This is a genomic window from Crocinitomix algicola (genome assembly GCF_001661595.2).
Taxonomy (GTDB): domain Bacteria; phylum Bacteroidota; class Bacteroidia; order Flavobacteriales_D; family Crocinitomicaceae; genus Crocinitomix; species Crocinitomix algicola.
In genome coordinates this window covers 36362-61234 of record NZ_LYPF02000001.1, presented here as the reverse complement: position 1 = coordinate 61234, position 24873 = coordinate 36362, and the positions used below count along the sequence as shown (strand labels likewise).

The following is a 24873-nucleotide window of genomic DNA, read 5'->3' as shown; positions in this document are numbered from 1 at the left end:
CTTAAAATGAATGATCAAAATAACATATTGAACCAATTAAAACACACAGGAAAACCTGCTGTTCCAGCTGATTTTTTTGAAAATTTTCAATATAACATTTTAGAGAAAATCGAAGGAAATGAGCCTCCTTTTCTAAAAGACTTACACAAATCTAAATTACCCGAAATTCCTTCGAATTACTTTAATTCTGCTCTTGCATCCAAACCTAAGAATAACTTTTTATTGGATGAAATGGTTAAAACAGAAAAGCCCTATTTACCTGAAAATTATTTTGATCATAACGCAAACCAGCTCCTAACTAAAGTTCAAAACAAAAAAAACACAAAAACTCCGATTATTCGTCTAAAATGGATAATCGCTGCAAGTTCAATAGCTGCTGCCTTTCTAATTATTTTTAATATGGTAAGCATTGAAGGGCTTGAACCGAACGAAGAAGTAGTTAAACAAGGAACCATTGAAACAACCGAAGATTCTTCAGAACTTTTATTAACTTACATGGACGAATATGATTTAGTGGAATTTCTTCTCGATGAAAATACTGAAGAGTCCATAACGTTAGATGAAGTTGTTGAATATTATGATTATTCCACAACCGATTTAACCGACATTTATCTTGATTATTAAATTATAAGCTATGCACACTAAATACATAATTTTATTTGCTTTTACGCTTTTGACAATAAATTTATTTGGACAACCTGACAAAAATAAACGGGAAGAAATGCGCGAAAAAATACACGCGGAAAAGATTGCTTTTATTGCCACAGAAATAAATTTAACAGCGGATGAGGCCCAGCGATTTTGGCCAATTTACAATGCGTACGAAGAAGAAATTCACAACCTTAGAATGGAGCGAAGAAAATACCATCGTGAATTAAAATCTTTAGAGGGTAATTCGGGGGATCAAGGGTATAATATATTTGAAGCTATTTTTGCTACAGAAAAAAAAGAGTCCGATGTACGTCAAAAATACTTAAAATTATTCGCCGATGAACTTGGAAAAACCAAAGCAGCTAAAGTGTTTATTGCTGAGGAAAATTTTAAGCGTGAGTTGATGAAAAAATTCAAAAATGATCGAGGTCACCATCCTCCTCCAGGAGAATAATTTCTTAATTTTGAGGTTTTAATTTGAACTATGACCTCACAAAAACGAATTGACACATTTCTAAAGCATCAAGGACAAACCAATCAATCACCATATTTAATTGATGTAGCCAAGGCTGAAGGTATTTATATCTGGGACAAAAACGGCAAGTCTTATATGGATATGATTGCCGGTGTAGCTGTTAATAATATTGGTCATCGTCATCCTAAAGTTGTTGAAGCAATAAAAAACCAAGTCGACTCGCATTTACATGTTATGGTTTATGGCGAATTTTTACAAGATTCCCAAATAGCACTAGCCGACAACTTAAAAAGTATTCTTCCTGAGGAGCTAGACTGTTCTTATATTGTCAATTCGGGAACTGAAGCGAATGAGGCAGCCATTAAACTCGCAAAGCGATATACCAACCGTAATGAAATTATAGCTTTCAAAAAATCGTATCATGGTAGCACCCACGGCTCAATGAGTATTTCTGGAAATGAAGTTAAAAAAGCCTCTTTTAGACCACTTTTACCGAGTATTAAACATATTGAATTCAACCAACTTGAAGATTTAAAATATATTACTGAAAAAACTGCAGGAGTTATTGTTGAACCCATTCAGGGAGACGCTGGTGTAAGAATTCCATCTTTGGATTACATGCTTGCATTGCGGGAAAAATGCAGCGCCGTTGGTGCTCAATTAATTTTCGATGAAGTTCAAACTGGTATTGGACGAACAGGAACTTTTTTTGCATTTGAAAGATTTAAAGTAATACCAGATATCTTAACCCTGGGAAAAGCTTTAGGCGGTGGAATGCCTATTGGCGCCTTTATATCGAGCTATGAAAAGATGCATGAATTGACACATAATCCGATGCTTAGCCATATTACCACTTTTGGAGGTCATCCTGTTGTTTGCGCTGCAGCAAATGCTTGCATTGAAGTATTGAAAGAAGAGAATTGGATAGCCGAAGTTGAATCCAAAGGAGCTTATTTGGAACAACTACTTATCGATCATCCAAAAGTCAAGGCAATACGCAGGGCAGGTCTAATGTTTGCAATTGATTTAAACAACTTTGATGAAGTCAAAAGTGTAGTAGACGATTGTTTAGATCAAGGATTAATTGGGTTCTGGTTCCTTTCATGTCCGGGAAGTTTTAGACTCTCCCCCCCTATTTCCATTACTATGGACGAAGTAAAAAAGGCTGGAGACATAATACTCTCAGCCTTTGATAAAATTTAGTATTTTTTATCTTCCTTGTTGCTGTTCGAAAATTTCAAACCTTGAAGGAACCATTTTTCTTGGCCAGTAATTGTCATAAATTTCACAATCTGCTGTTTCCAAGAATGGATCTAATATGACAGAGAGTACTTCTTTTTTAAAGAAAAATACTTTTGAAATATTCTTGTCGTTTTTTCTCCAAATTTCTGCAGGTATTCTAATCAATTCGTTAGTTCCATCTGTGAATACAAATTGCAGTATAATCGGCATTACAAGTCCTCCTTTATTCTCAAAATCTAGCTGATAAAATTGATACCCTTTTTCCAACAATTCTCTATCACTTTCGGAGAGCTCAGCTAAAAACTTTTGGTAGACTTCTTTGTCAGCTTCTGTTACAGCGAAAGGGTCACCTGTATTATATTGATCATCGAGCTCTGGTTGCCTTTCATTTACCGTTTCTTTAATTTCTTCTTTATTTCGAATTGAAGAAATACCTTTAGGGTTGATCTCATTAGCCTTTTTTAAGAATTCCTTTTCCTTTTCCGGATTTAAGGTATTTAATTGAAACCATTTTACATTTTCAATAGCAATATCAACATGATCATTAGTATAAAACCATCCTCTCCAAAACCAATCTAAGTCAACGCCACTTGCATCCTCCATCGTTCTAAAAAAGTCAGCTGGTGTTGGGTGCTTAAACTTCCAACGCTGCGCATAAACTTTAAAGGCGTAATCAAATAATTCTCGACCTAAGACCGTTTCTCTTAAAATATTGAGCGCTGTTGCAGGTTTTCCGTAGGCATTATTTCCAAATTGATGAATAGACTCTGAGTTGGTCATAATTGGGGATATATTGGATTTATCACCTTTCATATAATCAACAATTAAATGAGCTGGTCCTCGTCGAGAAGGATAATCACGTTGCCATTCTTGCTCTGTTAAAAATTGAAGAAAAGTATTTAAACCTTCATCCATCCATGTCCATTGACGTTCATCGGAATTAATTATCATGGGGAAATAATTATGTCCAACTTCATGGATTATTACTGAGTGCATACCATATTTAGTTCTTGCACTGTAGGTACCATCAGGATTTGGTCTCCCACCATTAAAACAAATCATTGGATATTCCATACCAATAGATTTTGCATGCACTGAAATAGCCACTGGGTAAGGATAATCAAATGTATGTTTAGAATAAGTTTTAAGCGTTTGAGCGACCACCCGTGTTGAATATTTTTCCCATAAAGGGTTACCTTCTTTTGGATAATAAGACATTGCCATAACCGTTTTCGTTTCTAATTCAACGGCTTGCGCATCCCAGATAAATTTTCTTGACGATGCAAAAGCAAAATCTCTCACATTTTTAGCAGTAAAGTGCCAAGTCTTATTCGCCTTACTTCTCGATTTTTCGGCATTTTCAGCTTCTTCTTGATTGATGATAAAAACTGGTTGGTCTGAATCTTTAGCTTGATCGAGTCGTTTTAATTGCTCTTTAGATAAGATACTTTTCGCATTCATCAAAACACCAGTTGAAGCTACAACATGATCTGCTGGAACAGTTATTTTCACATCGTAATCTCCAAAAGGAAGAGCAAACTCACCTGCTCCTAAAAACTGTTTGTTTTGCCACCCCTCAACATCATTGTATACGCACATCCTTGGAAAAAACTGCGCTATTGTGTATAAGTAATTCTCATCTTCTTCGAAATATTCATAGCCTGATCGTCCGCCAATTTCCATGCGATTATTGATATTATACCACCAATTTATTTTGAACTTATAAGAATCTCCATTCATTAGTGCTTTATCTAAATCAATGCGCATCATTGTACCCACAATTGTGTACGGAATTTTGTTTCCTCCTGCATCGGTGACTTTTTCAATATTAAATCCACCCTCAAATTCAGTTGCATTAAACGTTCTTGTTAAAGCCCATGGTGAGGAGAGCGATTCGATCGTGCTTGTTCTGGTCAACTGACTAGCAGAACCAGGTTTTCTTACATTTTGGTCTAATTGGAGCCATAAGTAGGTTAAAGGGTCTGGAGAGTTATTGGTATAGGTAATCAGTTCTTCACCTGTTAATTTTTGATTTTGATCATCCAAAATCAAATTCATTTGATAATCTGCTTTTTGCTGATAATATTGTGGTCCTGGAGCACCAGCAGCATTTCTAAAAACATTTGGCGTAGCCAACTCTTCTTTTAACTGTTTGAATTTATTGTTGTTTTGATTTTCCTGTAATTGACCTTTTACCGAAAAAAAAGTAAAAGAAACCAACAATAATAATAGGGGTAAAAACGGATACTTATTCCTCATCGAATGTAATTTTTTCATGGACTTTGTCAGCTACTAATGTAATGGTTTTCGTTAATTCTTTGTAGCGATAATGCACAATATTTTGCTGTTGTGGAAAGTGATAGAGCAAAACGGTGTTTTTAATTTCGACTAATTTCGGATCTGCAATGTTTGTGAAAGTAAAGTAGATATAGAGATCTTGTTCTAAAGTAATTTCTTTCCCAAAATAATTCGGTGCTGCAGCTATTCCTTTCGACTTTAATTTAAAGTTTTCATACAAATAGTATTGAATGTAACGACCTATTTCCGATGAATCATTGACTTCTTCCAGTACAATTTTTTTATTAAATTTCTCAGAAAGTATTTTTTCAAAATCATGCGCAGTAAGTTTAATGCTTCCTTCAATTCGGTCTTTACTTTCATTGTAAACTAAGTCTGTAATAGAAACATAAAATTTATGCGACCATGCTGAGTTTACGAATAAAAGAAATGTAAAAAAACTCAAAATTCTAATCATTATCAGTTCGTTTTTAAAGATTTTTCCGGTATAATTCTAATGTAATGAAACTTTTTATATGCTAATATTGGTAAAGACCCATCATATTCAGGCCCTTGTTTTATGACCCGTTCATCGACAAAAATAATTCGATTAGGATCAATCAATCTCCGCGACATTTCATTTTTCAAACGAATTATACTTTCACTTAACCTTTGATAAGCCAAATCTTCGTTACTCTTCTTTTTTTCAACGGGTATTTTTGAGATACTAGATTCGATACGAAGCTCAATATAACCGTCACTCAAGACAGATTGAGCGATATAATTGGCAAATCGCTGGAATCCCCACGCCCCAACATCAATACCGGTAAAGTAAAAATCAAAATTAACCATATAAGGTTTTGCCGTTTTTAATTCTGGATTAAGGCTTTGATTTACAAGTGGTATTAGAGCGATGTAATTATTGTTATCGTTGAACTTTTTTCTTTGTACAGCATGTCTTGGACCCCGCAAATTTGGTTTTATAACATATTCAATACTGTCCCCTGTCTCTCTAAAAAATTTTTCTTGCAATTCCCGTTTAACCAATTCAGCATTTGATTTTGACAATACTATATTATTCGCAACAGCATCAAATTCGACTGAGGATTCAATAAGAATTTTTATTGTATTACCAAGTTTCTGGTTCCTTATCAAGTTATCCCAAAAATGAATGAAATCCTCCGAATTATAATCTATTTTGTCCCCTTTATAAAAAGTTTGAGCATAAGTTGGTAACAAAGGAGGTGTTATTTTATCTTCTTTAATTTCAAATTTTAATCTCTCGTCTTTCTCCACATCTTTTTCATCCCATAATACAAATCGGTATTTATCTTCTGGATGCACTCCAAGAGAATCAAAACTGACTGAAACCACTTTTTTACCCGCACCTGTTGATGTTTTGATTTCCTTTGCAATTGATTTCTCAAGGTCTTTTGCCAGTTTTTGTTTTAACTTTTCACTTTTTTTCCAAGGAGTCAGAATCATTCCTTTTAATGAGAGTTCGCCGTCTAAGAACAATTTACCTTCTATTTGTTCAAAGTTTACCTCTTTCAATACCTCTTCTACTTCTGGCAAAGCGAATCTTTGGTAATCCAGTAACATTTTAGTTTCTCGCTCTTTTTCATTAGATGCAATTTCAATTTCAGAGAGAGCGCCATTTGACAAGTCAAAATTTGCCGAATGTACCCTAAAAGAAGCTTGCGCCCATGGTGGAATTGAATTCGATTGAATAAAAATTGGCTCTTCAAAAAAAATGTGTTTTTCCGAAAACCCGCGTCTTTTAAACTCTCTTTTCAATTTATCTTCAACGTATAATATTAAGTTTTCCAGTCGTTCTATTTGACGATGAGACCTTACCATCACCTCTACACCTACGGTTGCAAATTGATAAAAATCGACTTCATAGGTTAAGTCATTGACAAAATCTTGGATAAAATTAAAATCTAAATACGAGGTATCAAAAGCTGTGACGGGATAAAAATATATAGGTGCAACTTTATAATTAATTAATTCTTGATCAACTTTTTGAACATTAAAGTTTTCCGCAACTACATTTCCCATTATCTTCAGATAAAGTTTATTGCGTTCATCGTTTCCAGTGAGTGTAGTTATTTCAATGCTTTTCACAAAAAGTCCAAGACGACCAGAAGGATCATAACTCACCTCCAGTTCAATCGTTGATTGAGGTGGAATAATCGTATCATTTGTAAGTACTGCTGTACATCCGCAAGAGGTTTCGATATTCAAAATTCTTATCGTATCAGTCCGATAAGGGTTTTGTAAATCAAACTTAGCTTTCACGAGTCCACTATGTTCAAAAATATCACCTAAATCTTTTAAGGGTTTTGCTACACGTATTTGACTCATGACATTGCTAGTCATGAACAAGAATAAGATAAACGAGCAACAATACCTTACCATAATTTTAACCTTGAGATAGCCATTGCATTAAAAAAGTACACATGATAGCTCCAAAAGTTCCAACAGCATATCCTAAAACAGCAAGTAAAACCCCTACAGGCGCTAGTGAAGGACTAAAGGCGCTTGCCACAATAGGAGCCGATGCAGCTCCACCTACATTTGCCTGACTTCCAACTGCAACAAAAAAGAAAGGAGCACGAATGAGTTTTGCAACGATGAATAAAAATAAGGCGTGAATAGAAATCCAAATTAATCCAATCAGGAGTAAGTATTTAAACACGCCCCAATTCGCAATAAGTTCCATAATGTCCATCTTCATTCCTATTGTTGCCACTAAAACATACAGGAACAAGCTTCCAAATTTTGAAGCACCGACACCTTCAAATTTTCTAAACTTTGTAAATGAAAGAATTACTCCAAAAATTGTTGAAAAAACAACAAGCCAAAAGAATCCGCTTCCAAATGAAACCATTAAATCGGCAGCCGTATTATCCATGGCATTTAACCCTTTTTTAATCCAAGGTGCAATATATCCTGATAAAAAGTGAGCTAAACCAACTAGAAAAAACGTTATTCCCATCATGTTCACTAAATCATTAAAAGAAGTCACTTTTGATACACTTGCTTGAAAATCTTCCATTTTCTTTTTCAAAGCCTCAATAGCTGAATCATCCGCTTTAAAAAATCGATTCAATTTATCATTCATTCCCGTTCCGAATAATAATACGGACATAAATACATTTGCAATAAAAACATCAACTACAATCATGGCTGAAAATAATTGATCAGGGGCTTCGTAAATCTCTTTCATAGCTGTTTGATTCGCTCCTCCACCAATCCAAGAACCTGCAACGGTTGATAATCCTCTCCAAATATCTCCTTCTAAAACTTCAGGAGAAATTAATGAGACACACCATAAAGCTACTGGTCCCCCAACAACAATCCCTAATGTCGCTGCAAAAAACATTATAATTGCTTTTGATCCCAACCTTTTAATTGCTGGAATATCAATACTTAAACAAAGTAAAATTAAACTCGCAGGCAATAAATAACGTGAAGCGATATAATATAAATTCGATTCTTCTGAAGATATAAGTCCAACTGAATTTAATATGGCAGGAATAAAATAACAAAGAAGTAGAGCAGGAACTATACGATAAAATTTCTTTAAGTAAGATCGATTGCTGCTCGATGTCCTAAACACAAAATAAAGGACAATCATTAACAGTCCAAAAACAACGGCGTCATTTTTTATAAAGGGCGGTCGCGCTTTAATTTTTAAGTTCTTTGCGATTTCCACTTTCTCAGCCCCATTAAGACCGTTGGCTACTGATAAAACGTGATCACCTCTTTTTAATTCAGCAATCACCAACGTGTCATTGGCAAGATAATTAGTTTTCTGACCATCAAAAAACACATTTAAATTGGATAATGAATCGTGAAAATACACTTTTAAATTTGGTGTTTCAGAAGCATAATACAATCCTTCTAAATCTGAAAAGTTCACCAATGTATACAAACTATCGATATCTGAGTCGAGAACTCCTCTTACCTCATTATTCTTAGCCGTTAGATTTTGAGCAGCAAAGATTATTGCCGCGAAAAAAATTAATCGTTTTATCATATTAATATGGTCCTATTATGCAAGCCAGAATGGCTATTGAAAAATTTGTTTCTCCGGAAATTGTAAAAAGTAAATCATTACTAAAAGTTGAACTTCCCATAAAGACTTGGTTATTGTCAAAAGTCAAAACACATTCAGAAGAAAAAGTAGAGTTCCCTCGATAAACCTTTTGCCCTTCAATTGTGTACACAACATCTCCAGAAAAATTTGTGTCACCTTTGTAAACTTTATTTTGACGTATTGTATAAAGACAATTGAAAGGATTAGTTCCTCTACCGAGATAAACTTTATTATTTGATATTGTATAACGAATAATTGGGGAAAAACGATTATCGCCGTGATAAACGGTCCCCTTATCATCAATTGTGTATACGATGTCTGTATCAAACCTCCCATCACCCCGATAAAATCGAATTTGGCTAAACCCGATGGTTGCATATACAATTGTCATTATAAGAAGTAATTTTCTCATGAGCCAAATGTAGCAAAAATTAGACCATGCTTTTTGAATAGTTTTTCACAATTCAAGAAGATTATCCTTAAATTCGCAGCAAAAATTAATTCACATGGAAAAGATTATATCGGGCATTCAACAAATGGGTATTGGTGTTCCAGACGTTCAAGAAATTTGGAAATGGTATCGTGAAATGTTTGGAATTGACATACGACTTTTTGAAGATGCGGCAGAAGCTCCTTTAATGACTCGATACACCGGTGACACCGTTCAGAGTAGAACGGCAACTTTAGCTTTAAGTATGGAAAGTGGTGGAGGGTTTGAAATATGGCAATACACCAGTCGCCCGACGGAAAGAGCCGATTTTGCAATTCAACTTGGTGATTTAGGTTTGTATGCCTGTAAAATTAAATCAAAAGATGTAAAGGCGAGTTATGCTTTTCACCAAGCGAAAGGGGTAACTATTTTAGGTGAACTTAGCCAAACGCCTTCTGGTGAATGGAATTATTTTTTAGAAGATCCTAACGGTAATATATTCAACATTGTTGAAGGGAAAGGTTGGTTCAAAGACACAAAACATCCTGCAAAAACTGGAGCAGTAGCAGGAACAATAATTGGCGTAAGCGACATGGAAGCTTCATTAAAATTATACAGAGACGTTTTAGAATACGAAACTGTGGAGTACGATGAAACTGGAACATTTGATTGTTTTAAGGGACTGCTTTCAGGTGATCAAAAATTTAGAAGAGTATTACTCTCGCATAAATCCGAAAGACAAGGTCCATTTTCAAAATTGCTGGGACCTACAAAAATAGAATTAGTTCAAGCCTTAGATCGTCAACCAAAAAAGATTTTCCAAGATCGTTTTTGGGGAGATTGGGGATTCATCCATTTATGTTTCGATGTTCAGGGAATGGATGCCTTAAAAGCGGAATGTGAATCTGCAGGATTCCCTTTTACTGTGGATAGCGGTGAGACTTTTGACATGGGAGAAGCGGGAGGTCGCTTTTCGTATATTGAGGATCCTGATGGAACTTGGATTGAATTTGTAGAAACTCATAAAGTGCCTGTTATAAAAAGTTTAGGCTGGTACATCAACCTTAAAAAACGAGATCCTAAAAAACGACTTCCTAATTGGATGCTCAAGGCAATGGGTATGAATCGTGTTAAATAGGCCATTGAAATTTCAACGCAAAAGGGTGAAACTAACTTTAGTTTCACCCTTTTTATTTACAGCGAATTTGTTTTTGCTTTTAAATAATGATCTAAAATTGTGATAGCCGTCATTGCATCTACGATTGGTACTGCACGTGGAACCACACATGGATCATGTCTCCCCTCCCCTTTATATTCCACATTCTCACCTTTAACATTTACCGAATTTTGCGATTTAATAATTGTTGCAACCGGTTTAAAAGCTACATTAAAATAAATGGGCTCACCATTTGAAATTCCGCCCTGTATACCACCAGAATGATTCGTCTTAGTTCGAATTACCCCTTCATTGTTAAAAAACGCATCATTATGTTCGCTACCTCGCATTTTGATTGCTTCAAAACCACTGCCAATTTCAAATCCTTTAACAGCCATAATTGAAAACATTGCTTTAGCTAAATCCGCATTTAAACGATCAAAAACAGGCTCACCAATTCCAACTGGGGTATTCAGCACAACCGTTGTTATTTTCCCTCCAATCGAGTCTCCATCTTTTCTGACGGACTTAATGAGCTCCATCATTTTTTCTGCACTTTCATCGTCTGGGCAACGAACCGCATTCTGATCAATAAGCTCAAAGTCAACTGAATCAATACCTTTATCCATTTCAATATCTCCTACTTGAGAGACATAGCTATAGATTGAAACACCCAAAGACTTAAGTATTTGTTTGGCTATGGCCCCTGCAACTACACGAGCCGCAGTTTCTCTAGCACTACTTCTTCCACCACCTCTCTTATCACGAATACCAAACTTTTTTTCATAAGTAAAGTCTGCGTGTGACGGTCGATACAATTCTCCCAAACGAGAATAATCTTTACTTTTTTGGTTGGTATTTTTTAGGATAAACCCAATCGGTGTACCTAATGTTACTCCATCTAATATACCCGAATAAAACTCAACTTGATCGCTTTCTTTCCGTTGAGTGGTTAAATCTGATTGACCAGGTTTTCTTCGGTCTAATTCTTGTTGGATTTGCTCGAGGTCAATCTTAAAATTCGCAGGACATCCATCAATAATACCTCCGATAGCCTTTCCATGCGACTCTCCAAAGCTCGTCAACTTAAAAATTGTTCCAAAGGAATTCCCTGCCATTAGCTTGGTTTACACGTTAAGCCCCTATCGTCAGTTTACATGATTCTAAGATTACTCTTACCTCGTCAAGCGTTGGAGCCTCAGCGTACGTTCTTAGTACAGGTTCTGTGCCTGAAGGGCGAATCATCAACCAGCGATTATCATCAAAAATATATTTAAATCCATCCAAATCTTCAACCGCTTGAACTTGATATTTACCAAAAAGGTTGAAGCTCTTTTTTTTACATTGATCAATGATCTTACTTTTTAATTCATCACTGATATGCAAATCATTTCTTTCGAATGCGAAAAATCCAACGATTTCATAAACTTCTTCAATCAGCTCTTCTAGTGATTTTCCAGTTGTTGCCATAAACTCCCATACAGTTAACCCCATCCAAATACCATCTCTTTCAGGAATATGTGTTTTTAAGGCAATGCCTCCCGATTCCTCTCCGCCTAAAAGAACATCTTCATTTTCATCAGCCATAATTCCTGAAATGTATTTGAATCCGATAGGCACTTCAACATGCTCAAGTCCATAATGAGCACAAAGTTGTTTAATTCGTGGTGTGCTGCTAAATCCGGTAACTACTTTACCCGTTAAGCCTTTGTATTTAACGAGGTAATGTATCGTTAATAAGATGATATGATGTGAATCTACAAATTCACCCTTACTGTTGTACAATCCAATTCTATCAGCATCACCATCTGTTGCCAAACCACAATGAAGGTGGTCATTTGATTTCATTAACTGAGCAAACTCTTGCAAGTTTTTATCGATAGGTTCTGGCGCTTGCCCCATGAATGATGGATTATGTTCACAATGCAAAAACGTCATATCCGGCATCAATCTTTTCAAAACATTCTGACCAGCTCCATACATAGCGTCATATGCTAAACCAAAATCAGCCTTTTTTATGGCTTCGATATCGAAAACTTGATTAATCTGATCGATATAAATTTGTTCAAAATCCCGATATTGAATCATCCCCTCTTTTTCTGCCTTTTGGACTGAAATGATATTTAAATTAATTTCATTTACATTAGGAATAATTGATTCTATTTCGCTCACCTCTGCCGGAGATAGCGGACCACCAAAATGTCCTTTTAATTTGTATCCATTATATTCAGGCGGATTATGACTAGCGGTTATCACAACACCTAGAGAAGCTTTTAATTGACGTGTTGCTAAGGAAATCATTGGAGTAGAAACGAATCCTTTTTTAGTCGTAAACACTTTAATTCCCTTGTGAACGAATATTTTTATAGCAGTTTCCACAAATAATGGACCTGCAAATCGGCAATCATGACCAATAACCACAGATGGATTATCAAAATTTTGATTCAACCAATCAGCGGTAGCTTGAGTCACTCTAGCAACATTATCCACTGTATATTCTTTAGCGATGATGGCACGCCATCCGTCAGTTCCGAATTTAATTTTTGTCATTTTTCTGTTTGAGTATTTAAACAAATATACAAATCTGTTAAAGATTGAATTATTTGTAATTTAAAAAGAATGTTAAAGTTTAGTAACGAAATCAAGCGTATTTACCCCATCTGCAAAATCGTCAAGGGTTGGTTGTTGAGCTTTTCCAAAAGGTACATAATTTTTTCCAACAACAGCTTGGATTTTATTCCTATATTCAAAAATATAATTTTCTACTTCATCTTTGGATGAATAACGAGCAATATGTAACATCCCTAACGGACTATTTAGTTTTTTATCTTCTTTAAACAAAATAAAACCATTATCCAATAGGTGTTCTAAATTGAGCAGGTACACAGCCTTGTTATAATCATAGTTATTGGCGTACTTATTATGATTTGCAATATCACCAAACTTAAAAAAAGCTTCGAATATACGGTTAACATCAAAATCTTCAGGCACCCACACTTGGGAAACGTTGCGACATCCCAATCCATAAAATGTAAAGACATCTTCACCAAGCGCTTCTAAATCCTCTTTGGATTCATCCCCTTCAATAACCGCTATTGAGGTTCTATTTTTACGTATGATATGAGGGTATTTTCCAAAATAAGTTTCAAAGTAATTGGCTGAATTATCACTTCCTGTAGCGATAACCGCATCAAAACTTTCTAATTTATGTTCTTTCACATCTATCCATTCATCAATTTTCGGCTGAAATAATCGCATTATAGCAACCAAAGCAGGGAATAAGTGCCGATCATCAGAGGACAATTTTACTTGAGCTTTATGACCAGCCATGAACACAGAAAGAAAATCATGAAAACCTACCAAAGGAATGTTACCTGCCATGATTATGGCAACTGTTTTGGGTTGTTTTGGAGGAGTCGGGTATTCCTTTATCCATGCTAGTAGATCTTTTTCATTCAACCAACTTGAAATTCCTTTAAACGCCGTTCTTACAGCAGCAGGTGTAAACCATCCATTGTATATTTTAACGCGATTTACTAACTCAACTAGTTGTTCATACTCTTCTTTATTCACACCTAATTCGAACCCCTTCCATGGCCTTTCTAGACCGATATCATTCATGATTCGACCGAGTTTTGTTAATACATTAATTCTTTCCTCTAATTTCATATTTAGGCAAATGCGCTAGTTTATATAGTTTCGACGTTATTGTTAAGATTAAAAATCAAAAAATATTCTTATTAATATAATCGAATTGCTAAACCTAACCAGTATATTTGCAAAGTTAACGAATGTAAACAATAAACAATGGCAATTATTATTACAGATGAATGTATAAATTGTGGGGCTTGTGAACCAGAATGTCCAAACAATGCAATTTATGAAGGTGGCGCTGAATGGAGATATTCTGACGGAACTTCATTAACTGGAATGGTAAAACTACCTACGGGAGAAGATGCTGATGCGGATAGTGATAATGAACCGGTGGATATGGATGTCTATTATATTGTACCTTCCAAATGTACTGAATGTGTTGGGTTTCACGAAGAGCCACAATGTGCAGCAGTTTGTCCTGTAGATTGTTGTGTTGACGATGAGGACATTAGAGAAACGGAAGAGGAACTTTTAGCGAAGAAAGATTTCATGCATTTAGATTAAAATCCTTTTTTTAGGAATTATTTGGGGTAGGCTTTTCAATTCATGATAAAGGCCTATTTTGTTTTTTTTAGTATTTTCGTTGAATGGCAAGTAATGAAACCCGTAAGAAGATTGAAGTTTGCTTCAGTCCATATCTTTTTCCTTTATACAAAGATGATTTTGAAATTATTGTTGTGATTGATGTATTAAGAGCAACTTCAGCTATTTGTGCTGCTTTTCATAATGGTGTTGAAGGATTAATACCTGTATCAACAATTGAAGAAGCCAAAGCATATCAAGAAAAAGGATACTTAGTCGGAGCAGAACGTCAAGGAAAGATTGTTGATGGATTTGACTTTGGAAATTCCCCTTACTCTTATTTAAATCCGGATTTAAAGGGAAAAACGGTAGTTTTGAGTACTACAAATGGTACAAAATCAATTCATATTGCTAAGGATGCCGGTCAGGTTGTTATAGGATCTTTATCAAATTTAGATGTCTTAAATAATTGGCTCAGTAAACAAAACAAAAATGTACTTTGTCTTTGCTCAGGTTGGCAAAACAAATTCAATCTAGAAGACACAATTTGCGCTGGAGCAATTACTGATTTTTTGGTAAACACTGGTAATTTTAGATCGGAAGAAGATTCGTCAATCGCGGCTAAATACTTGTTTTTAAGCGCAAAGGATAATATTTTGGGTTATCTTAAAGCCTCATCACACCGAAGAAGACTAAAGAATTTGAATTTAAACGAGGATATAAAATACTGTCTAACGCCTAACCAAGCCCCTGTTATTCCAGTTTTAAATGGTGATTGCCTTGAACTAGTAAAAGAGGATGTTTTAATCGATTAGGTTTAATTTTCTTCTACCTTTTTTCCGATATACGAAACTTCATATCCACCTCCAGCTACACTTGTATGCTCGAGAAAATAAATCAGATCATTTTCAAATTTAACAGATTGATATTTCGTGTCGCTACCTTTACGATATTCTTGTCCAGGTTCAATTTCATCAATTGGCACCACAAGGTCCAATACTTGAATTCTCTTCTTGTTTTTTTCAACTTGAATTTCATGATCAGTTGTATTCTCATAAACATGGGGTTCACCTTCTTCCCAGGTATGAATTGATTTGACACAATTGTATGTACCTGTATACAACTTAAATTCCTTTCGATTACAGGAAGTCAAAACAATACAGAATAAACTTAAGTAAGTGACAATTTTCATGGTTGAATTAATAAATGCAACAACCATTAGTAGGCTTCAAAAATTATGCCTAAAAACAATTAGTATTCTCTCGGTACAACACAACGTATTTGAACAACTTCTCCAATTCCACATGTGCTAGCTCCAGCTGTGCTTTTATACGAAATCCATACCAAATCACCATCTTCAAAAGTTTGAAATTCATTTAGATTCGCCCCTTCTAAAAATGTACCATCACCAATTTTAAAAACGATTCCACAAGAATCTGAATCTGAAAGGTCCATTACAGTTGCCTCTTCTGAACGAGCACATCCATTGTTCTTTTTACATGCTGAAAACAAAATTGTAGTAAAAGCTAAAAATCCGAATAAGTATTTCAATTTCATGGTGTCAAATATTTGGGTTAAATATACAAAAAACACAAATAAATCTTCATTTTCACAAAATTAAACCGACCTGGTCGACATTAATTAAATTGGTGATTAGAAGTTATTCTAACCCATTGCCCTTTTGTTCTCGCAGAAATTGATTTATCATACATTGCTTCGACATAAACTCCAGGTAAATAAAAACGTCCCAAATAACTTGCATTTAATTGTACACGAAAGGTTTTTCGACCGTGTGCTTTTAAATCAAAATAAGTATATAAACGATCATCTCTTATATCTTGATATGTAAAATACGACGATTTGTTCCGATTATATTCATCCATTCGATTATTGTGAATTTCCCATCCGGAAGGAACGATGTGTGTTAACGCAAGTTCTTTCAAATCCCCCTTCAAACCAGAATTGTCTACAGTTATTTCGGCGATAAAATCTTGTCCTTGTTCAATATTTTCAACATTAATTCTATTTTGATTCATGTCCCAATAATTCACCGTTAAACTTAAATGACTTTGCGCTGCTACTTCATTCCCTCCTAGTGGAGTTCCTTTCGTCACTAAACGAACATAAAGAATACCTGAACTAGTATTTTCAATTTTAACGTTTTTCCCTTTTGCACCCAAGTCTAAACTGATGAGTGACTTCGAAGATTTTCTTTGTCCTGCTTGACCGTTCATCACATAATTGAACTGCAACAGATCATCTGCTTCATTTCCTCCTAAAAATTGACTAACCGCCATTAACGAATAAGCCGTGGTTTGTGTGCTCATCCATTGATCTTTATTCAACTCATCCGCAATTCTTTTCGCAACACTTGCTGCGTCTTCTCTCATATTCATTAAAACTAAAGTTTCTAAAATCATGGCTTCATCTCTAACATTTGAACCAAAAGAATAGGATAACTCTCGATATTCAGGAACATTAACACGAACACCTTGTACAAGTTTCAAGGCCGCCTCTTTTTGTCCCGCCAATCTGTATGCGGCTGCCAATCGCCATTTTGCAGGCAACGAAAGATCTTCGCGTTCTCTCAAGCGATTCATCAAACCTAGATCTGCTTTACCTGCCAGCGCTAATGTGTAAAGTCTATATGCCTGTATATTATCGGCATATCGAGCTCCAGCAGTATTGGAATTGGCTTTATTCCATGCTTTTGCTTGTCTTTTTTGGAAATCAATCCATTTATTTTTCATGGATGTTGGAACGTTGTAACCTTTTCGTTCAGCTTCCAATAAAAAGTGACCAGCATAATTAGATCCCCACTCATTATCATAGGTATTTCCAGGCCAATAGGCAAATCCACCATTGGTAGTTTGAAACAATCTAATTCGCTCAATGCCTGCATTTACATTTTGTTGAATAGCATCTTTTTTCGCTTTAGTCAATTCAAGTAAATCTGACAGATACAATTGTGGAAAAACACCAGATGTAGTTTGTTCAACACAACCATGGGGATACGTAATTAAGTAATCCAATCTTCGACTTAAATCCAATGGCGGAAAGTTTGAAACCTCTATAAAAGCACTATTCGTTCCTTCTATCCCGAAATAATCAACATCACTTGCAAATACTTCACCACTATTTAACACTTTTTCTGCCACAACTGTTTGAGGAGCATTAGGCGTACGAACATCAATTTCAAAATCATACGTCGCTTTTTGATTACCGCTAGTAGCTATAATACTTACTTTGCCAACACCCGTCTTTTTTGCTACTTTCAATTTAAAATTCACGATTTTATCCCCTATTTTATCAAATCTTAATGATTTTTTTGCGCCATCAATCAATTCGAAGTACCCATTTGTTTTAACTTGAACAGAAACATTTTTAACTTGCTCTTCCATAGCAAAAACGTTCACAGGTAACGTAACATTTTCGTCCGGTCCAACAACGCGGGGCAGCGTGCCCAGCACCATTAAAGGGTTTCTAACAGGCACCGTCTTCTCTTCACTTCCATAGCGATCATTTTGACCAGCGACTACCATTACACGAACTGAACCAACATAATTTGGAATATCGATAGTATGTTCATTTGTTCCTCCCTTGTATTCAAATGGTCCGATAAATGAAACCATCGGTTTAAAACGATTCGCCTGAGCAGCTTTTTTTCCATTCCCACTCTCATCCCCTCCGATTGCGAGTAATTTATCCAATTCATCAGCATAAGTTCCAAGAACGTAATCATACATATCCCATGTTTTAACACCAAGGGCTTCTCGCGCATTAAAATAGTTCCAAGGATTTGGCGTTTTAAAATTCGTTAAGTCTAATAAACCTTCATCAACTATAGCAAGTGTATAGGTCATTGGTTTTTTATCCTTTTCCCCAACTTTAATTTTAACTTTTGATTCTGGTCGTAAAACATCAGGCATTGAGATGGTTGGGTTTAAATGAGAATCAGGATCTTCAACTAATATGGGAACAACTCCATACATACGAATTGGGAGGTCATTTGTCATAGAAGCATATGGTTGAACAAGACTGACATGCACAAACACATTAGGATCCATGTCTACGGTAGTTTTAAAACTTATTGATGTCTCTCCTTTTTCGGTTTCTACCCAAAATTTATCAATTATTTTTGTTCCGCTTTCCAAGCTAATTAAAGCACGCCCCTTATCTGGAGTTGGAATGGAAAGTTTAACATCTTCACCAACAGAATACTTCTCTTTATCGGTAGAAAAAGTTAACATCGTGGCGTTTTCTGAATTTTTTCTATTCGATCTCGCATAATAAGGCCAATCCACATAAACGATTTGTCCTGTAACATGACCAGAAGTTTTATTCTCTACCAAAATAAGATACCTACCCCATTCAGGCTGATCAACTCTAAACTTGTATTGTGCCTTACCTGATCTGGTTCTCAAATTTTCGCGATCTAAAGGCACTGTTCCGGAGCGAGCGATAAAACTCGCCAAATCGTTGTCGTACGAATCCCACCACCATCTCCAAGCAAGTTTATAAGTTGTTACAGTTACATTACTTTCAACAAGTTTCCCTCTTTCATTAACAGTGACGATATCCACCAAATGATTTTGATCTGTTACCAGTGCTCCGCCATATAAATCTCCTTCTGGCACACGAATGCCCACATATTCATCATACGGCGAAAAATTAACTGATGTTCGATCTATACTAAAATCCCCTCCTTTTTCAAAAACTTTGGTGGTAAAAAAGGCTTTTAACATTCCTGGAGAATTAGCTTCTAATCTAATTCCGTGATCAAAAGTTGTTTTACCTGCATCATCTAATTTTCCCTCAAAAATTGTTTTATCTTCTGCTGAAAATTCTTTGAGAGGATCGTCAAAAACGAAATTATGGTATTTTTTAAACGCTGTTTTTGTAGCAGATAAATGAACGTCAACTTTTGTTTTTAGGTCTCCAGCAACGGCCCCATGCAACCATTTTGATTCAAGATTAACACTTCTATTGGTATTATTATCAATCAAATCACTTTCAAAGCTTAAATCGATTTTTAAACGATTAGGCTTAACCGCTTCCACTTTAATATTCTTATAAAAGGTTCGATTTCCGACTTTTACGCGAGCTCCATAATTACCTGTAATATCTTCTGAATTAGTATTAGTTCTAAAATCGTAAACTCCATTTATAGCGTGAGTAGAAAACTGTTCGTCTACAACAATTCCTTTGGGATTGATTAATTCAAATTTAACAGGATGACTTTTGGGCAAAAGACCTGATTTATCTTGTAACATAAATGATACATAAACACTATCCCCTGGTCTCCAAACCCCTCTTTCTGTATAGATAAATCCTTTAACACCGTGTTGTATTGTAGCTCCTGAAACATCAAATTTACTCAAAGATAAACTCTCCCCATCTTTAAGTTTTAAGTAGCCTTTTTGCCCATTTTTTTCAGCGATTAAAACAAAAGGCTTTCTATCAATTTTTAGGGCCAACATCCCCTCTTCGTCGGTAGTAGATTCTCCTAAAAATTGTCGTTGATAATCATAAAAACTTACTTTCGCTCCAGCTATTGGATGCGTAGAATTTAAATCTGAAACAACAACATGCATTGTTTTATCGGCACCAGCTTTTGCAATTATTCCTAAATCTGAGATTAAAATATTTCTTGCAAATTTTTTATTTCGATAATAAGAATCTTTGCAAGGATCATTTCGCTCGCGATAATTATAATCGTAGTCATAATCGTCATAATAATAATAGTGATCGCCCCAATCGTCTTCATTCCATGGTTCGTTTTGTGAAACAAAACTAAATGGTGTCATGGTTTGTTCTTGGGTGTTTTCGTCGTGACAGTTGTACAATGAATAATCTTTACGAGCCGTTAATTCAACACGATAAATTGCTCCTAAATCAAGGTTTACAAATTTAGATAAATCAATAGAGAAATGGTTCCAGTACCTTAAATCCAAATCACCTTCAGGGTTCAATTCAATCCGTTCTTTAAATACTTCTTTGGCTACTCGTCTTAATTGGTATGTACCATCATAATTGTTGACTTGCAAAAACTGAATTACATTGTCTTCATAGATTTTTGTGATAGTCAGGTCTACGTCAGTAAGGTTAACTGCTTTAAAAGGGAAATGGGCACTCCCCGATTTTGGTACGATATTACCATCTCCTACCAATTCTATGTCCGGTGAAATATCTTCAAAATAAAAATTTCTTGATATTGAATTGTCAATTCTCTTCCCATTAGAATTCTTTAAGTCACCAGAGATTTTCAATTTCACATCTCCTACTACTCTGTTTTCTGGATATAAGATAACCACTTGTTCATCGGCGACTATTTTGACATCTTCGTTATCCAAATAAACTAATCCTTCCAGTTGTTGTTCACTGTTTAAAGGATCCGAAAAGTGGATTTTAATCGCTTGCTGAGGCGATTGAATAACTTCATAATCTAAAACTACGAATTCATCAAGTGCTGGAATTTGAATCTTTTTTTTACCCTCGGCTGGAATTCCAATTTTATCACCATCCCATTGAAAAACGAGATTTGAACGTTGATTATTTCGCACAATATTCTCTACCGTAAAACCATAAGATTGTTTACTCTTTCGGTTCAATTTTACTTTCAAATCGCGACCATTTTGGTTAGCAATTATGAGGTTTTTAATTTGGGTGGAATCAATATTTCCAGTAAAGCTAACGTGGCCAATTAATTTCTGCTTCGAATAATTCCACTCATCATACGATTGAAAACGATCAATTTCTACTTTTAAGCTCGGTTTTAAAGTTCTAAAATTAAATTCAAAGACTTCTAGTTCCTCCGACACTTCAATTATATCAGTGAGGCTTAAACTCACTTTGTAACGCGTTCCAGGCGCTAGAAATTCAGATGGAACAAACGCAATCGTACTATTATCAACCCATTCAACTTCTCCATCAACATAAGGATCTAAATCAAAAATATCATTTAAATTTTTGGCTCGAATTGATTCATCAATTTCTTGATTAAATTGAACTTTAACTTGTGCATCGGTTGCTATAGTTCCACCAGTAAAAGAAGAAATGTATGCCGCAAACTCGGGGTTTACTTTAACAAATTCTCCTTGTTCTGTTTGTTTTGCACCTGAACAAGCATATAGAAATACTCCAATTAAAGCAGGTAAAATTAAATTTTTCATGACGATAGGTTATTGTTCTACACGAATGTACAACGAAAAACCTAACTACAGTTTAACTCTATTTAAAGAAATAAAGATGTTTATTATTTGTAGGGAAATTAAAATTATTTGATTTAACCTTGATAAGTCTCTATTCCATCTTCAGTAACCACATATGTTTTACGTTCGCCTGCTATTCTTGAAAAAATAACTTCAAAATTAATATTTGTATCGACTTGCATATTAAGAGACGCGAAGTTTTCATATATTTTTGAGGCTAAATTACTCCCGCATTTTGGGCAATGAAACTCAACCAATTCTCCTTTTTGGAAATCAGTATCTGGAATATGTTTATAGGTATAATTTCCAAAAGCAACTGAAAGATAAATACGACCATTATCACCATGGTTACGCTTGGTGACAAGTTCAATTTCATCCCCTTCATTTAGGATTTGTTTACAGTGCGGGCAAGTAAAGTTATACTTCTTTAAATCCATGTAGTTAAAATTTGGAATTAAAAAGATAGTACAAAATCCTTTACAGACAAATAATATGATTGATTAAATTGTTGCGAACATTGTTACAATTTATATAACGATTTCACTCTCACGAATTTTACTCATGTACTTTCCTCCAGGGTAGCGATCGTTATAATCAAAATTTAGCCAAATTAATCCTTTCGTATCTTCATAATAAAAAATTGATTTGCCTCTAGCTTCTTCTACAAAAAATACATTTTTAATTAAGTAGACAACAAATTCAAGATCTTTATCATCCCCTATTTTCACTTCGGGATACATGTGACCAACCGTTCTTCCATTTTGTTCCACTTCAGTTCTTACAAGTCGAACCTCTCCTCCAATTGCTTTTATGGCTGCAGCAATCATAATAGAGTAATCATCACAATCCCCTTTAAAAAAGCCATCATCTTTTAGTTGCCCTATAGACTCTGAAGCTTTCGCGTAATAATCTCCATCAATCGGGTCATAGACATATTTCCAATTTGTATATATCTCTTTAAACACACTAAAAAACTGGACCCACTTTCTATTTTGGGACAAGTGAGCATCCTCCTCAAAGTGCTTTATTGCCGCACTTGTTGCATAATTTCTGACAATTGGATTTGTAAAGTCGATCGATTCTCGCAATTGTTTTTCTTTTCTGAAAAATGTTCCTTGCTTATCAAATTTTTGTTGAAGCGAATTATCCGATAAATCATACAATAGTTGAGCATAATCATGATATAGATTTTGTAATGTATACGTTCCAGAGAAATTTGTTATGGTCACTAAAACTAAGCCTCCTATTAAAAGAAAATAGACAATTATCCTTAACTTTTTAAGCAAAAAATAGAACACAAAAAAAAGGACTAAAAATAGCACGATATGATCCAACCTTATACTACCTATTTCTATTGAAGGAAAGTATTTATAAAGCAAAATAAATATTGGCATCGTAATTATTGCTGATACGATTCCCAATAATATCACCGAACCACCCTTATTTTTAATTCCAGTTTCTGATTTCACAACTCAAAAATAAACAATGTTATTAAGAAGTTTATGATTTTAACAAAGATTGTACAAGACCTCTTGGCTCACCAAATATTCCAAACATTTTGGAAAAAAAAATATGATTAAAACCTTATATTTGGCAATCTAAAAAAGAAAAACAGGATTTTATGAAAAATATTACCGTTATTGGAGCAGGAACAATGGGAAATGGGATTGCACATGTGTTTGCACAAAACAATTACCAAGTTACTTTAGTTGACATATCACAAGAAGCTCTAGACAAGGCAATCGCTAAAATCAGTAAAAATTTAGATAGAATGGTTGCTAAAGAAAAGATAACCACTGCTGATAAAGATGCCACATTAAATAATATTAAAACGGTAACCGACTTAAAAACGGGAGTTTCTAATGCGGAATTGGTTGTTGAGGCTGCCACTGAAAATGTTGATTTAAAACTTAAAATCTTCAAGGATATTGATGACAACACAAATGACGCATGTATTTTAGCCACCAATACATCTTCAATATCAATCACACAAATTGCTGCAGTAACGAATAAACCTGAAAACGTAATTGGAATGCACTTTATGAATCCAGTGCCTATTATGAAATTGGTTGAAATAATTCGAGGCTATTCAACTTCTGATGCTGTAACAGAAACAATCATGGAAGTTTCTAAATCACTTTCTAAAGTTCCTGTAGAAGTTAATGATTATCCTGGTTTTGTCGCAAATAGGATTTTAATGCCTATGATTAATGAAGCAATCATAACGTTAAATGAAGGCGTAGCTGGTGTTGAAGAAATTGATACTGTTATGAAATTAGGAATGGCTCACCCAATGGGACCGTTACAACTTGCTGATTTTATAGGATTAGATGTTTGTCTTGCGATTCTACGTGTGCTTCACGAAGGTTTAGGTAATGATAAATATGCTCCATGCCCTTTATTAGTAAATATGGTAACCGCTGGAAAGCTAGGAGTTAAATCTGGAGAAGGATTTTACAGCTGGACACATGGAACGAAAGATTTAATTGTCGCTGACAATTTTAAAAAATAATCAAATTTTAAAATCCGCTGAACGTACGTTTTAGCGGATTTTTACGTCTTTTTATTAACTACGAATTTCATTGCGTTATCTTTCTCTTTTTTAGAAAATATCAAAATAAAATAACGATTGGCTCATTTGTTGGCCTGATTTGTGTTTTTGGTTATATAATTCATGGAATTAATCTTGAAAAAAAAGCGATTAAAAAGTCTGTAAAAAAAATGATTCTCAATGGCATGGAGGATGAAGAGCTTACTCATTTTGAATTTACAGATGACGAGCTGAAAGAATTGTATTGGGAACATTCAGAAGAATTTGAATTTAACGGAATAATGTATGATGTTGTACGACGTTCATATAGACAAGGCAAATGGGAACTAATTTGCTGGAAAGATGTTAAAGAATCGGCTGAAAACCAAGCCTTGGATAAGCTAATTAGTAATTTACTTTATGGAGCTAGTAAAAAGAATCAAAAGAAACAACTCGACCGACTTTCACTATCGTTATTTATCCCGAAATCAAATGTCGCAATCATTCCACCAAAAATAATTAGCAAAAAGCAGAGCTATTTTTATGTTCCAATTCACTACCAATACAAAAACTCACCTCCCACCCCTCCGCCTCAATTTATTTAATCAATAAATTCGATT

21 protein-coding genes are annotated in these 24873 nt (G+C 34.8%); 8 read left to right on the top strand and 13 right to left on the bottom strand.

Annotated elements, in window-relative coordinates; genetic code table 11:
• Positions 1-6: 6 nt before the first annotated feature.
• From A8143_RS00260 to A8143_RS00250, 3 genes are read left to right on the top strand one after another with little or no spacing between them, the layout of a single operon-like run.
• Complete coding sequence (locus A8143_RS00260) at positions 7-624, top strand: hypothetical protein (protein WP_070136844.1); 618 nt, start codon at positions 7-9, stop codon at positions 622-624.
• A gap of 10 nt (positions 625-634) precedes the next feature.
• Complete coding sequence (locus A8143_RS00255; protein WP_070136842.1) at positions 635-1105, top strand: hypothetical protein; 471 nt, start codon at positions 635-637, stop codon at positions 1103-1105.
• 30 nt (positions 1106-1135) lie between these two features.
• The gene (locus tag A8143_RS00250; RefSeq protein ID WP_070136840.1) at positions 1136-2329 is read left to right on the top strand and encodes an aspartate aminotransferase family protein; all 1194 of its coding nucleotides are present in this window, start codon (positions 1136-1138) and stop codon (positions 2327-2329) included.
• A 6-nt stretch (positions 2330-2335) separates the two neighbouring features.
• Here the strand turns inward: A8143_RS00250 and A8143_RS00245 are convergent, their stop codons facing one another.
• Genes A8143_RS00245 through A8143_RS00225 form a run of 5 tightly spaced genes read right to left on the bottom strand, consistent with a single transcriptional unit; the run spans position 2336 to position 9162 of the window.
• Positions 2336-4627 carry a M1 family metallopeptidase gene (locus A8143_RS00245; RefSeq protein WP_070137375.1) on the bottom strand — a complete coding sequence of 764 codons (2292 nt, stop codon included), beginning with the start codon at positions 4625-4627 and terminating at the stop codon, positions 2336-2338.
• Positions 4617-5123 carry a DUF6702 family protein gene (locus A8143_RS00240; RefSeq protein WP_070136837.1) on the bottom strand — a complete coding sequence of 169 codons (507 nt, stop codon included), beginning with the start codon at positions 5121-5123 and terminating at the stop codon, positions 4617-4619. Before A8143_RS00240 ends, A8143_RS00245 begins: the two co-directional genes overlap by 11 nt.
• A 2-nt stretch (positions 5124-5125) precedes the next feature.
• On the bottom strand, positions 5126-7012 hold the full coding sequence (locus tag A8143_RS00235; RefSeq protein WP_070136835.1) for a DUF1573 domain-containing protein: 1887 nt from the start codon (positions 7010-7012) through the stop codon (positions 5126-5128).
• Between the two features lie 58 nt (positions 7013-7070).
• Positions 7071-8690, bottom strand: coding sequence for a DUF819 family protein (locus tag A8143_RS00230; RefSeq protein WP_175437454.1), 1620 nt, complete (start codon positions 8688-8690; stop codon positions 7071-7073).
• Position 8691: 1 nt separating this feature from the next.
• On the bottom strand, positions 8692-9162 hold the full coding sequence (locus tag A8143_RS00225) for a hypothetical protein (RefSeq protein WP_139134220.1): 471 nt from the start codon (positions 9160-9162) through the stop codon (positions 8692-8694).
• Positions 9163-9256: 94 nt separating this feature from the next.
• Between A8143_RS00225 and A8143_RS00220 the strand changes: the two genes are divergently transcribed.
• Entirely contained in the window at positions 9257-10318 is a 1062-nt protein-coding gene (locus tag A8143_RS00220) for a VOC family protein (RefSeq protein ID WP_070136831.1), read from the top strand.
• A 56-nt stretch (positions 10319-10374) separates the two neighbouring features.
• Here A8143_RS00220 and aroC read toward each other — a convergent pair whose 3' ends face one another.
• The 3 genes from aroC to A8143_RS00205 all read right to left on the bottom strand — a co-directional run bounded on the left by aroC (position 10375) and on the right by A8143_RS00205 (position 14005).
• The gene (gene aroC, locus A8143_RS00215) at positions 10375-11454 is read right to left on the bottom strand and encodes a chorismate synthase (RefSeq protein ID WP_070136829.1); all 1080 of its coding nucleotides are present in this window, start codon (positions 11452-11454) and stop codon (positions 10375-10377) included.
• Positions 11455-11470: 16 nt separating this feature from the next.
• Complete coding sequence (locus A8143_RS00210) at positions 11471-12886, bottom strand: phosphohexomutase domain-containing protein (protein WP_070136827.1); 1416 nt, start codon at positions 12884-12886, stop codon at positions 11471-11473.
• Between the two features lie 72 nt (positions 12887-12958).
• A complete protein-coding gene (locus tag A8143_RS00205; protein ID WP_070136825.1) occupies positions 12959-14005 on the bottom strand; it encodes an acyl-CoA reductase in 1047 nt (348 codons plus the stop codon).
• A 138-nt stretch (positions 14006-14143) separates the two neighbouring features.
• On the opposite strand from A8143_RS00205, the gene A8143_RS00200 reads away from it, so the two are divergent.
• Both A8143_RS00200 and A8143_RS00195 read left to right on the top strand, forming a co-directional pair.
• The gene (locus A8143_RS00200) at positions 14144-14494 is read left to right on the top strand and encodes a 4Fe-4S dicluster domain-containing protein (protein WP_070136823.1); all 351 of its coding nucleotides are present in this window, start codon (positions 14144-14146) and stop codon (positions 14492-14494) included.
• An 83-nt stretch (positions 14495-14577) separates the two neighbouring features.
• Positions 14578-15327, top strand: a complete 750-nt coding sequence (locus tag A8143_RS00195; protein ID WP_070136821.1) for a 2-phosphosulfolactate phosphatase — start codon at positions 14578-14580, stop codon at positions 15325-15327.
• Between the two features lie 2 nt (positions 15328-15329).
• On the opposite strand, the gene A8143_RS00190 is transcribed toward A8143_RS00195, so the two are convergent.
• The 5 genes from A8143_RS00190 to A8143_RS00170 form a co-directional block, all read right to left on the bottom strand.
• Entirely contained in the window at positions 15330-15704 is a 375-nt protein-coding gene (locus A8143_RS00190) for a hypothetical protein (protein ID WP_139134219.1), read from the bottom strand.
• A 59-nt stretch (positions 15705-15763) separates the two neighbouring features.
• The gene (locus A8143_RS00185) at positions 15764-16069 is read right to left on the bottom strand and encodes a hypothetical protein (protein ID WP_070136816.1); all 306 of its coding nucleotides are present in this window, start codon (positions 16067-16069) and stop codon (positions 15764-15766) included.
• 80 nt (positions 16070-16149) lie between these two features.
• Positions 16150-21684 (bottom strand): Ig-like domain-containing alpha-2-macroglobulin family protein, encoded by a 5535-nt coding sequence (locus A8143_RS00180; protein WP_083261151.1) that lies wholly within the window; start codon positions 21682-21684, stop codon positions 16150-16152.
• Between the two features lie 113 nt (positions 21685-21797).
• Positions 21798-22160 carry a hypothetical protein gene (locus A8143_RS00175; protein WP_070136812.1) on the bottom strand — a complete coding sequence of 121 codons (363 nt, stop codon included), beginning with the start codon at positions 22158-22160 and terminating at the stop codon, positions 21798-21800.
• Positions 22161-22250: 90 nt separating this feature from the next.
• The gene (locus A8143_RS00170) at positions 22251-23192 is read right to left on the bottom strand and encodes a hypothetical protein (protein ID WP_070136810.1); all 942 of its coding nucleotides are present in this window, start codon (positions 23190-23192) and stop codon (positions 22251-22253) included.
• 152 nt (positions 23193-23344) lie between these two features.
• Here A8143_RS00170 and A8143_RS00165 point away from each other — a divergent pair, with 152 nt between their 5' ends.
• Together A8143_RS00165 and A8143_RS00160 are read left to right on the top strand one after the other, a co-directional pair.
• The gene (locus A8143_RS00165; protein WP_070136808.1) at positions 23345-24235 is read left to right on the top strand and encodes a 3-hydroxyacyl-CoA dehydrogenase family protein; all 891 of its coding nucleotides are present in this window, start codon (positions 23345-23347) and stop codon (positions 24233-24235) included.
• Positions 24236-24444: 209 nt separating this feature from the next.
• A complete protein-coding gene (locus A8143_RS00160; protein WP_070136806.1) occupies positions 24445-24858 on the top strand; it encodes a hypothetical protein in 414 nt (137 codons plus the stop codon).
• The last annotated feature ends 15 nt before the right edge of the window (positions 24859-24873 follow it).